This window comes from Pseudomonas sp. P42 (assembly GCF_017973755.1).
In the GTDB taxonomy this organism is placed as follows: Bacteria; Pseudomonadota; Gammaproteobacteria; order Pseudomonadales; family Pseudomonadaceae; genus Aquipseudomonas; species Aquipseudomonas iridis.
This window is the reverse complement of the sequence record NZ_JACOPU010000007.1, coordinates 267497-279647: the sequence shown is the minus strand read 5'-3', so window position 1 is coordinate 279647 and position 12151 is coordinate 267497. Positions and strand designations below refer to the sequence as shown.

At 60.5% G+C, this 12151-nt stretch carries 9 protein-coding genes; 8 read left to right on the top strand and 1 reads right to left on the bottom strand.

Going from position 1 to position 12151, the window contains the following annotated elements:
• The first annotated feature begins 7 nt into the window (after positions 1-7).
• From mreC to tldD, 7 genes are all read left to right on the top strand, one after another.
• On the top strand, positions 8-1132 hold the full coding sequence (gene mreC, locus H8B20_RS23400) for a rod shape-determining protein MreC (protein ID WP_080963891.1): 1125 nt from the start codon (positions 8-10) through the stop codon (positions 1130-1132).
• Positions 1132-1623: a rod shape-determining protein MreD gene (gene mreD / locus H8B20_RS23395; protein WP_042557650.1), complete on the top strand. Its 492-nt coding sequence runs from the start codon at positions 1132-1134 to the stop codon at positions 1621-1623. The genes mreC and mreD overlap by 1 nt, the downstream gene beginning before the upstream one ends.
• A 36-nt stretch (positions 1624-1659) precedes the next feature.
• The gene (locus H8B20_RS23390) at positions 1660-2256 is read left to right on the top strand and encodes a Maf family protein (RefSeq protein WP_210624760.1); all 597 of its coding nucleotides are present in this window, start codon (positions 1660-1662) and stop codon (positions 2254-2256) included.
• 57 nt (positions 2257-2313) lie between these two features.
• A complete protein-coding gene (gene rng, locus H8B20_RS23385) occupies positions 2314-3771 on the top strand; it encodes a ribonuclease G (RefSeq protein ID WP_042557652.1) in 1458 nt (485 codons plus the stop codon).
• Between the two features lie 75 nt (positions 3772-3846).
• Complete coding sequence (locus H8B20_RS23380; protein WP_210624759.1) at positions 3847-7653, top strand: YhdP family protein; 3807 nt, start codon at positions 3847-3849, stop codon at positions 7651-7653.
• Between the two features lie 135 nt (positions 7654-7788).
• The gene (locus H8B20_RS23375) at positions 7789-8649 is read left to right on the top strand and encodes a carbon-nitrogen hydrolase family protein (RefSeq protein WP_210624758.1); all 861 of its coding nucleotides are present in this window, start codon (positions 7789-7791) and stop codon (positions 8647-8649) included.
• 3 nt (positions 8650-8652) lie between these two features.
• A complete protein-coding gene (gene tldD, locus H8B20_RS23370) occupies positions 8653-10095 on the top strand; it encodes a metalloprotease TldD (protein ID WP_210624757.1) in 1443 nt (480 codons plus the stop codon).
• A gap of 51 nt (positions 10096-10146) precedes the next feature.
• Here tldD and yjgA read toward each other — a convergent pair whose 3' ends face one another.
• Positions 10147-10671 carry a ribosome biogenesis factor YjgA gene (yjgA, locus tag H8B20_RS23365; RefSeq protein WP_042557656.1) on the bottom strand — a complete coding sequence of 175 codons (525 nt, stop codon included), beginning with the start codon at positions 10669-10671 and terminating at the stop codon, positions 10147-10149.
• Positions 10672-10779: 108 nt separating this feature from the next.
• Between yjgA and pmbA the strand changes: the two genes are divergently transcribed.
• The gene (gene pmbA / locus H8B20_RS23360) at positions 10780-12126 is read left to right on the top strand and encodes a metalloprotease PmbA (RefSeq protein ID WP_042557657.1); all 1347 of its coding nucleotides are present in this window, start codon (positions 10780-10782) and stop codon (positions 12124-12126) included.
• The last annotated feature ends 25 nt before the right edge of the window (positions 12127-12151 follow it).

Sequence of the window (12151 nt, the reverse complement as noted above, 5' to 3'; positions counted from 1 at the left end):
GCGGCTTATTAAACCGCTTTTCGCCAAAGGCCCTTCGCTGGGTGTGCGCCTTCTGGTGCTGGCCGTGCTGTCGGTCGCACTGATGGTGGTCGATGCCCGCTTCGACCTGCTCAAGCCCGCGCGCAAACAAGCGTCGCTGGTGTTGATGGACGCCTACTGGATCACCGACCTGCCCGGACGGCTGTGGGACGGTATCGCCAGTCAGTTCGGCAGTCGCACCGAGCTAGTCGCCGAAAACGAAAAACTCAAGACCGAAAACCTGCTGTATCAGGGCCGCATGCAAAAGCTTGCCGCGCTGACCGAGCAGAACGTTCGGCTGCGCGAGTTGCTCAATTCTTCTGCGCTGGTCAACGAAAAGGTCGAAGTGGCCGAATTGATCGGCATGGACCCCAACCCTTTCACCCATCGCATCATCATCAATAAAGGTGAGCGCGACGGCGTGGTGCTCGGTCAACCGGTGCTCGATGCGCGCGGTTTGATGGGGCAGGTGGTCGAGTTGATGCCTTACACCTCCCGTGTACTGCTGCTGACCGACACCACTCACAGCATTCCCGTGCAGGTGAACCGTAACGGTCTGCGGGCGATTGCCAGCGGCACCGGCAACCCTGAACGCCTGGAACTGCGGCATGTCGCCGACACGGCGGATATCAAGGAAGGCGATTTGCTGGTCAGCTCCGGTCTTGGCCAGCGCTTCCCGGCCGGTTACCCGGTGGCGACGGTCAAGGAAGTGATCCATGACTCGGGCCAACCGTTCGCGATCGTCCGTGCCGTGCCGACCGCTGCTTTGAACCGCAGCCGCTACCTGCTGCTGGTGTTCAGCGACTCGCGCACCGCCGAGGAACGCGCCAACGACGCCGCGCAAGCTCAAGAAGCGCTGGATGCCCATGGCGGCGGTCCGATGCCGGCCTCAGTGGTTTCCCGACCGTTGGTCATGCCGGCGCCTGCTGCTCCGGCTACCGAGCCAACGCCGGCCGCTACGACGCCAGCCGCGACCCCGGTCAAACCTGCCGCGAGCAAGCCGCCTGCGGCCGCACCGGCGGCGACCAAACCCCCGGCGTCTTCTCCTGCCGCCAGCAAACCACCTGCCAAACCGCCGGCAACCGCGCCAGCCACCACTGGGGGACGAGAATAATGGTCGGTGTCAAAGCCTCCCGAAATGGCTGGATCATCTGGCTGACCTTCGTTGTCGGCATATTGCTCAGCGTTTCGCCGTTACCGATCTTCATGGAAATCCTGCGCCCGCTGTGGCTGGCCTTGCTGCTGACATTCTGGGCGCTTTACATGCCGCACGCGGTCGGTATGGTCACGGCATTCTGCCTGGGCCTGGCCGAAGACGTGTTGCAAGGCGATCTGTTTGGGCAGAACGCGCTCGTTCTTACACTGATTACTTTCCTGGTGCTGTCATTGCAGCAGCGCCTGCGCATGTTTCCGATGTGGCAACAGTGCCTGGTGATTCTGGTGATTTTCGGGCTCGCGCAACTGGTGCAGTTGTGGCTCAGTGCCTTGACCGGTAACCGTCAACCGACCCTGGCGCTGGTGCTGCCGGCACTGACCAGTGCCTTGCTCTGGCCCTGGATCAGCTTCGCTTTGCGTGGATTACGCCGCCGCTACAAAATCAATTGAGCCGGTGAAGCAGGGCACTGAACAGGGGATGTTTTGATGAAACTGCTTTACCTCGCCTCCGGATCGCCGCGTCGACGTGAGTTACTCACGCAGATAGGCGTTCCTTTTTCCGCCATCAGTGCGGACATTGATGAAACGCCATTCCCCGAAGAATCACCTGCGGCCTACGTCGAACGCCTTGCGCGCGGCAAGGCCGAGGCCGGGCGGCGCACGCTTGTATCGGCTGCGCCGTTTTGCGTTCTGGGCGCCGACACTGCTGTGGTGCTCGATGGCAAAATTCTTGGCAAACCGGTGGACGAAGCCGACGCATGCGCCATGCTGATGATGTTGTCCGGCAAAGAACATGAAGTGCTGACCGCCATCGCTGTGCTCGAAGGCGAGCGCTGCGAGTCGCGGGTGGTGCGCAGTCTGGTACGGTTCCGGCCGATCAGCCGCGAGGAGGCCGCTGCCTACTGGGCCAGCGGTGAACCCCGGGACAAGGCCGGCGGTTATGGCATTCAAGGGCTCGGCGCGGTGTTTGTCGCGGGGCTCAATGGCAGCTATTCAGCGGTGGTCGGGCTGCCTGTTTGCGAAACCGCAGAACTGTTGGGCCATTTCGGCATACCCTGTTGGCAAAACCTGAACGCGCAATAAGCGTCGTACGAACAAGATGCGGCCATTATCGTGAACACGCCTGAACGAGATCCTGCCATGAGTGAAGAGATTCTGATCAACATAACGCCGATGGAATCGCGCGTGGCGGTGGTCGAAAACGGTGTGCTGCAAGAAGTCCACGTCGAGCGCACGCAAAAGCGCGGGATCGTCGGCAACATCTATAAAGGCAAGATTGTCCGGGTACTGCCGGGTATGCAGGCAGCCTTCGTCGACATCGGCCTCGATCGTGCGGCGTTTATTCATGCCGCGGAAATCTCTCTGCGCGAAGGCCCGGCGGTGGAAAGCATCAGCTCGCTGGTGCACGAAGGCCAGAGCCTGGTGGTACAAGTCACCAAGGATCCGATCGGTTCCAAAGGTGCGCGACTGACGACGCAATTGTCGATTCCATCGCGCTATCTGGTGTACATGCCGCGCACCGCCCACGTTGGCATTTCCCTGAAAATCGAAGACGAAGCCGAGCGCGATCGCCTCAAGCAGGTGGTCACCGATTGTGTCGCCAAAGAAGGCATCAAGGAGGCCGGCGGCTTCATTCTGCGGACCGCAGCCGAAGGTGCCGGGGCCGATGAGATCCTCATGGACATCCGCTACCTGCGGCGCCTGTGGGATCAGATCAACGAACAGATCAAAACCATCGCCGCGCCGAGCGTGATCTACGAAGACCTCGGCCTGGCCTTGCGCACGTTGCGTGATCTGGTCAATCCGAAAATCGAGAAGATCCGCATCGATTCCCGGGAAACCTTCCAGAAAACCACGCAGTTTGTCGCCGAACTGATGCCGGAAATCGCCGATCGACTGGAGCACTATCCGGGCGAGCGGCCGATTTTCGATCTGTACGGTGTCGAGGACGAAATCCAGAGAGCGCTCGAGCGCAAAGTGCCGCTGAAATCCGGTGGCTATCTGGTGGTCGATCCGGCCGAAGCCATGACTACCATCGACGTCAACACCGGCGCTTTCGTTGGTCATCGCAATCTCGAAGAAACCATCTTCAAGACCAACCTCGAAGCGGCGACCGCGATAGCCCGGCAGATGCGTCTGCGCAATCTGGGCGGGATCATCATCATCGACTTCATCGACATGGAAGATGAAGAGCACCGGCGCCAGGTTCTGCGAACCCTGGAAAAACAGCTGGAGCGCGATCACGCCAAGACCAACATCATCGGTATTACCGAGTTGGGCCTTGTGCAGATGACCCGCAAGCGCACCCGCGAAAGCCTTGAGCAAGTGCTGTGCGAACCGTGCAGTTGCTGTCAGGGGCGCGGCAAATTGAAGACTGCGGAAACCATCTGTTACGAGATCTTCCGCGAGATCCTTCGTGAGGCCCGGGCCTATCAGGCCGAGGGTTATCGGGTGCTGGCGAACCAGAAAGTGGTGGACCGGCTGCTTGACGAAGAATCCGGTAATGTCGCCGAGCTTGAAGGGTTCATCGGCCGCACCATACGCTTCCAGGTGGAAACCATGTATTCCCAGGAACAATATGACGTGGTGCTGCTCTGAACCCCTGCATCACCCTTTTTTCACAGCGGCTGGCCTCAGCTTTTCGCAGTATTTTTGCCATGGGAGCCAACTGACATGGACCGTCTGACACGCATTTTGGCCGCACTCACCCGTTGGGGGCTGGGCCTGTGCGCGTTGGTTCTGGTGTTGATGGCGTTGTACGTCAGTCTCGGCCGCGAACTGACGCCGTTGGTGGCCGAATATCGAGCCGACATCGAAGACAAGGCCAGCGCCGCCCTCGGCATGCCGTTGCAGATTGGCGAACTGGAAGGCAGCTGGAGCGGTTTTGCGCCAATCCTGTTGGCCCATGATGTGATGGTCGGCGACGGCGCCAATGCCTTGCGCCTCGATCGTGTGCGGGCGGTGCCCGATCTTTGGGCCAGCCTGTTGGCCCGAGAAGTGCGCATCGCTCATCTGGAACTCAATGGCTTGAAAATCAGCCTCAAGGAAGCCGAGGACGGCACCTGGGCGCTGGAAGGTTTGCCGGTGCAGAAGGATCAGCCGCTGGATCCCGAGCAACTGTTCAACCGCTCGCAGATGATCCAGCAATTGTCGGTGCTCGAAAGTCAGGTGACCTTGCAGCCGCTGGATCACCCCCCGATGACGCTCACCTATGTCGGCCTCAATCTGAAGACCGGTGCCAGTCGGCAACGCCTTGATGCACGCTTGACCTTGCCTGACGGCCAACCTGTCGCGTTGAGTCTGCGTACGCGGATTCGCCCCAGTCAGTTACGCGACAGCACGGTGGAAGGTTACGCCAGCCTGCCGCAAAGCGACTGGTCGAAGTGGCTGCCGGAGCGTCTGACCCAGCAGTGGAATTTCTCTGAGATCAAAGCCGGCGGCGAGCTTTGGGTGAACTGGGCCGAGGGCACTTTGCAAAGTGCCGCGATTCGTTTGAATGCCCCGCAACTGAGCGGTGCTTACGCCGAGCGCAAGCCAATCCAGATCAACAATCTGGCGCTCAACGCCTATTACGAAAACAGTGCCAAAGGCGCGACGGTTACTTTCGATTCGCTGGCGATGAATGTCGGTGAAACCCGCTGGGAATCGCGGGTGCAAGTGCAGCAGACCCGGGCCACTGACAAGGTCGAGGAGCTCTGGCACTTACAGGCTGATCGCCTCGACCTGACCCCCATCACCCCACTGCTCAACGCGTTGGGGCCGTTGCCGCAGGGTGTCGCCACAGCCGTTGAGCGCCTGAAGGTCACCGGCGGCTTGCGCAATGTCCTGCTGGATTTCCGCCCGAATGCCACTGACGGAACCAAATTCGGTTTTGCTGCCAACCTCGATTCCGTAGGTTTTGATGCCTATCACGGCGCTCCGGCGGCGCGGAATGTCAGCGGTAGCCTGAGCGGCAATCTCGATGGAGGTGAGTTGCGCATGGACAGCAAGGATTTCGTCCTGCACCTCGATCCGATTTTCGCCAAGCCATGGCAATACATTCAGGCCAACGCCCGCCTTACCTGGAAGCTTGATAAGGACGGCTTCACCCTGATTGCACCGTATCTGAAGGTACTGGGCGAAGAGGGCAAGATTGCCGGTGACTTCCTGATTCGCCTGCACTTCGATCACAGCCAGGAAGACTACATGGACCTGCGGGTCGGTCTGGTTGACGGCGACGGCCGCTATACCGCCAAGTACCTGCCCGAAGTGTTGAGCCCGGCGCTGGATGAATGGCTACGTACGGCGATTCTCAAGGGCGCGGTGGATCAGGGTTTCTTCCAGTATCAAGGCTCGCTGAGCAAGAACGCTGGGGAGGCTGATCGCAGCATCAGTCTGTTCTTCAAGGTGCATGACGCCGAACTGGCCTTCCAGCCAGGTTGGCCGCATGTCAGCAAGGTCAGTGGTGACGTGTTCATCGAGGACAGCGGCGTGCGGATCTGGGCCAGCAAAGGCCAATTGCTCGACACCCAGGTCAGCAACGTCTTCGTCAACATTCCCCATGTCCCGGCCGGACAACATACCCATATGTACCTCGACGGCGCATTCGCGGGTGGTCTGGGTGACGGTTTGAAGATTCTTCAGGATGCACCGATCGGCACCGGTGAAACCTTTGCCGGTTGGGAAGGCGCGGGCGATCTGCAAGGCAAGCTCAAACTCGACGTGCCGTTGGACAAGGGTGGCGACCAGCCGAAAATCGTCGTCGACTTCAAGACCGCCAACGCGCGGCTGAAACTGGCGGAGCCGAAACTGGAGCTGACGCAACTCAAGGGTGATTTCCGCTTCGACAGCGCCAAGGGTCTCAGCGGGCAGAATATCGCTGCCCGAGCGTTCGACAAGCCGGTCACTGCGCAGATTTTCGCTGATGGCAGCGCCAGCCAGCTCAAGACCCGGGTCGCTGCGTCGGGGCAGGTCGAAGTCAAGAAACTGACTGACTGGCTCGGTGTCACCCAACCGTTGCCAGCGTCCGGGACGATTCCCTATCAGTTGCAACTGAATCTGGACGGTAACGACAGCCAGTTGATGGTCAGCTCCAATCTCAAAGGTGTGGCGGTCGATCTGCCAGCACCGTTTGGCATGGCGGCGGATATCGGTCGAGACACCGTTTTCCGCATGACCCTGCAAGGGCAGGAGCGGCGTTATTGGGTCAGTTACGGTCAACTGGCCAGTTTTACCTTTGCTGCGCCGCCGACTGATTTTGCCCAGGGGCGCGGTGAGTTGTTCCTCGGGGCAGGCGAAGCCGTGTTGCCGGGTGCCAAGGGTTTGCGGGTTCGCGGTGTGCTGTCGGAGCTGGACGTCGCACCCTGGCAGGATCTGGTTGGCAAATACGCCGGACAGGATCCGGGCGGCAATGCCAAGCAACTGTTGAGCAGTGCCGATTTCAAGATTGGCAAACTGACGGCATTCGGCACGACGCTGGATCAGGCCTCGGTCCAGCTGAATCGCAAACCGGGGGCGTGGAATCTGGCGCTCGACAGTCAGCAGGCCAAAGGCACTGCTGGCCTGCCGGACGCCAAAAACGCGCCGATTGCGGTGAGCCTTCAATACGTGCGACTGCCTGCGCCGGATCCGACGGTGCAGGCTGACGAGAATTCACCTGATCCGTTGGCGTCTGTCGATCCAACGAAAATCCCGGCGCTGGATATCACCATCAATCAACTATTCCTGGGCCAGGATCTGGTCGGTGGCTGGTCGCTGAAGATCCGCCCCACCAGCAGAGGGATCGCCATGAACAATCTCGACATGGGGCTCAAAGGCATCCTGTTGCAGGGCAATGGCGGCTGGGAAGGTGTGCCGGGTTCCAGCACTAGCTGGTTCAAGGGGCGGATCGGCGGCAAGAACCTCGCCGATGTCCTCAAAGGCTGGGGCTTCGCACCGAGTGTGACCAGCGAAGAATTCCACATGGATGTCGATGGCCGCTGGCCGGGTTCGCCGGCGTGGCTGGCGACCAAGCGTTTCTCCGGCACCCTCGATGCGTCGCTGAACAAAGGCCAGTTTGTCGAGGTAGAAGGCGGCGCGCAGGCTTTGCGAGTGTTCGGCCTGCTCAATTTCAACTCCATTGGCCGCCGTTTGCGCCTGGACTTTTCCGACCTGTTTGGCAAAGGTCTGAGCTATGACCGGGTCAAAGGCCTACTAGTGGCGACCAACGGTGTTTACGATACCAAAGAGCCAATTCGCCTGACCGGGCCATCGAGCAATATTGAGCTCAACGGCAAGCTAGACCTGGTGGCTGAACAGGTCGATGCCAAGTTGCTGGTGACGCTGCCGGTGACTAACAACCTGCCAATCGCCGCGTTGCTTGTGGGGGCTCCGGCGGTCGGCGGGGCGCTGTTTCTGATCGACAAGCTTATCGGGGACCGTGTGTCACGCTTTGCCAGTGTGAAATACACCGTCAAAGGTCCGTGGAAAGAGCCGAAAATCACTTTCGACAAACCTTTTTGAGTAGCATGACGCTAGCCCCATCTGTAGGCGTTGCGGCACGTTGCGATCTTTTGCTTTTAAACGATCAAGATCAGAAGATCGCAGCCTTCGGCAACTCCTACAGTGGAATATGTTGATCGCAGATCAGGAGCGGCCATGTCTTTTGCGGTGATTCAAATGGTCAGCCAGAGTGACGTGCTGGCCAATCTGGCCCAGGCCCGACGCCTGCTTGAACAGGCAGCGGCCGGTGGCGCGAAGCTGGCGGTACTGCCGGAAAACTTCGCCGCCATGGGTCGTCGCGACATCGCCGATATCGGCCGCGCTGAAGCCCTTGGCGAAGGACCGATCCTGCCATGGTTGAAACAGACCGCCCGCGACCTCAAGTTATGGATAGTGGCCGGCACATTGCCGTTGCCGCCAGTCGATCGGCCGACGGGCAAATCACACGCGTGTTCGCTGCTGGTCGACGATCAGGGCGAAACCGTTGCACGGTATGACAAGTTGCATCTGTTCGATGTGGATGTAGCGGACAATCGAGGCCGTTACCGCGAATCCGATGACTATGCTTATGGCAGTGGTGTGGTGATTGCGGATACTCCGGTCGGCAAAGTGGGCCTGACCGTATGTTACGACCTGCGCTTTCCGGAGCTGTACAGCGAATTGCGCGCTGCCGGAGCCGAGTTGATTACCGCCCCATCGGCCTTCACCGCCGTGACCGGCGCGGCGCATTGGGACGTATTGATTCGCGCGCGGGCCATCGAAACACAGTGTTATGTGCTGGCGGCTGCGCAGGGCGGAACCCATCCGGGACCGCGAGAAACCTTCGGGCATGCGGCGATCATCGACCCATGGGGCCGAGTGCTGGCGAGTCAGGATCAAGGCGAAGCGGTGTTGCTGGCCGAACGCGATAGCAATGAACAAGCGTCCATCAGGGCGCGGATGCCGGTGACGAGTCATCGGCGGTTTTTCTCGCAGGGCGCACAGCGACCTGCTTCAGAACACGAATTTAAGGCCTAAACCATGAGCGAGTTGTTGTCCTCAGTCAGTGATCACCTTTTGGCGCCCGGCGGCGTAACGATCGAGAGCCTGCAAAGCGTACTCGGCGATCTGGCGGGCCCGGGCATCGATGCTGCCGACCTGTATTTCCAGGGTCAGATCTCCGAGTCCTGGGCGCTGGAAGACGGCATCGTCAAGGAAGGCAGTTTCAATCTCGACCAAGGTGTCGGTGTGCGTGCGCAGTCCGGTGAAAAAACCGGTTTCGCCTACAGCAACGCGATCACCCTTGAAGCCCTGGGTGCTGCGGCGCGTGCGGCGCGTTCGATTTCCCGGGCCGGGCAGAACGGCACGGTGCAGGCGTTCACCACTCAGGACGTCGCCCAGTTGTATGCACCGGACAATCCGCTGGAAGTGTTGAGCCGTGCCGAGAAAGTCGAGCTGCTCAAGCGCATCGACGTCGCCACGCGCGCGCTCGATCCGCGTATCCAGCAAGTCAGCGTGAGCATGGCCGGGGTGTGGGAGCGCATTCTTGTGGCTTCCACCGACAGCGGTCTGGCGGCGGATGTTCGACCGCTGGTGCGTTTCAATGTCAGCGTTATTGTTGAGCAGAACGGTCGTCGGGAGCGCGGCGGCCATGGCGGCGGCGGGCGTACCGACTACCGTTATTTCCTCGCTGAAGACCGCGCCATGGGTTATGCCCGTGAAGCGCTGCGTCAGGCGCTGGTGAACCTGGAAGCGATTCCTGCACCGGCCGGGACGCTGCCGGTGGTGCTGGGTTCGGGCTGGTCCGGTGTGCTGCTGCACGAAGCGGTTGGCCACGGTCTGGAAGGCGACTTCAACCGCAAGGGCAGCTCCGCCTACAGCGGCCGTATGGGCGAAATGGTTGCTTCCAAGCTCTGCACCATCGTCGATGACGGCACCTTGAGCGGCCGTCGCGGCTCGCTGAGCGTCGACGACGAAGGCACCCCGACCGAGTGCACCACGCTGATCGAAAACGGCGTGCTCAAGGGCTACATGCAGGACAAGCTCAACGCGCGCCTGATGGGCGTGGCCCGTACCGGCAACGGTCGTCGTGAATCCTATGCACACCTGCCGATGCCGCGGATGACCAACACCTACATGCTTGGCGGCGAAAGCGATCCGGCAGAAATCATCGCCTCGGTGAAGAAAGGCATTTACTGCGCCAACCTTGGCGGTGGCCAGGTCGACATTACCAGCGGCAAATTCGTGTTCTCAACCAGCGAGGCTTATCTGATCGAAGACGGCAAGATCACCGCGCCGGTCAAAGGTGCGACGTTGATCGGCAACGGCCCTGAGGCGATGAGCCGGGTGTCGATGGTCGGTAACGATCTTTCGCTCGATAGCGGTGTGGGGACGTGTGGCAAGGATGGGCAGTCGGTACCAGTGGGTGTTGGCCAGCCGACGCTGAAAATCGATGCGATCACCGTGGGTGGCACGGGCGCATAAGAAGGGATGGAGCTTCGGGTGGCGCGCAGGGCGGCCACCCGGTGGCGAATATCAACGCAGACCGCGTTGAGTCTCGTCCAGCTCACGGATGTACTTGAAGATTTTACGGCTTGAGGCAGGCGCTTTGTTTTGCGCAACCTCATGCTGAGCCTGACGGATCAGGGAACGCAGTTGCTGGCGATCGGCGTCCGGGTACTCCAGGACGAATTTCTCCAGCACGGCATCATCACCGGCGATCAGGCGGTCACGCCAGCGTTCGAGATTGTGGAAACGCTCGTTGTACTGACGAGTGGAGGCATCGAGTTGATCGAGCAAAATGAGGATCGCGTCAGTGTCCTGATCGCGCATCAGTTTGCCGATGAACTGCAAATGCCGTTTACGCGCGATATTCGCGGTGTGCTTCGGCGCATCGGCCAAGGCACGGCGCATCGCGTCGGTCAGTGGCAGTTTTGCCACCAAGTCAGGCTTGAGTGTTGTGAGGCGCTCGCCAAGGTCAACCAGAGCATGCAGCTCGCGTTTGACCTGAGATTTGCTTTTTTCTCCCGTATCGAGGGAGTCGTCGTAAGAATCAACCATGGTGGCAGTCCGCAAAGAAACGCCGCCATGATAACCAGTCGGGGGCCGCTTGTCCGGCCCGGTCGCTCGATGGCCCCAGCCGAAAGCAGAATTTGAGTGGAGATGAGCATGAGTGCAGTTCAAAGCGTCGGCCCGCAGGCATTGCCGGCACTGCAGGAACAAGTCGAGCAGATCATCGCCGAAGCCAAGCGTCAGGGCGCCAGTGCCTGTGAAGTCGCGGTGTCGCTGGAGCAGGGCCTGTCGACCTCAGTGCGTCAGCGCGAGGTCGAAACCGTCGAGTTCAACCGCGATCAGGGCTTTGGCATCACGTTGTATGTCGGCCAGCGCAAAGGCTCGGCCAGCACCTCCGCCACCGGGCCTGATGCGATTCGCGAGACGGTGGCTGCCGCACTGGCGATTGCCAAGCACACATCCGAGGATGAAGCGTCAGGCTTGGCCGATGCGGCGTTGATGGCCAGGGATCAGCAGGATTTCGACTTGTTCCACGAATGGGACATCACCCCGGAACAGGCCATCGAGAAAGCGTTGCTCTGTGAAGCGGCCGCTTTCGATGCCGATGCGCGGATCAAAAACGCCGACGGCACCACACTCAGCACCCACCAGGGCTGCCGCGTGTATGGCAACAGCCACGGTTTCATCGGTGGTTATGCGTCGACACGGCACAGCCTCAGCTGCGTGATGATCGCCGAGGCCGATGGCCAGATGCAGCGCGATTACTGGTACGACGTGAGCCGTCAGGGCGAGTTGCTGGCCGACCCGGTGAGCATCGGCCAACGTGCCGCGCAGCGGGCGGCGGGTCGCTTGGGCGCGCGTCCGGTGCCGACCTGTGAAGTGCCGGTGCTGTTTTCCGCCGAACTGGCGGGCGGGTTGTTCGGCAGTTTCCTCTCGGCGGTTTCCGGTGGCAGCCTGTATCGAAAATCATCGTTCCTGGAAGGCACGCTGGGCCAGAAACTGTTCCCGGAGTGGCTGACCATCGATGAGCGTCCTCACCTGATGCGCGCCATGGGCAGCGCCTCCTACGACGGTGATGGTCTGGCGACCTACGCCAAACCGTTCGTCGAGAAAGGCGAGTTGGTGTCGTACATCCTCGGTACTTACTCCGGCCGTAAACTCGGCATGCCGAGCACCGCCAACGCTGGCGGTGTGCACAACCTGTTCGTCACTCATGGCGACGAAGACCAGGCGGCACTGCTGCGGCGCATGGGCCGCGGGTTGTTGGTCACCGAGTTGATGGGCCATGGATTGAACATGGTCACCGGCGACTATTCGCGCGGGGCGGCGGGTTTTTGGGTCGAGAATGGCGAAATTCAGTTCGCGGTGCAGGAAGTGACCATCGCCGGCAACATGCGCGACATGTTCAAGCAGATCGTCGCAGTGGGTAATGATCTGGAACTGCGCAGCAACATCCGCACTGGCTCGGTGTTGATCGAGCGAATGACGGTGGCGGGCAGCTAAACGTCCACTCTCTACGCAAACAGGC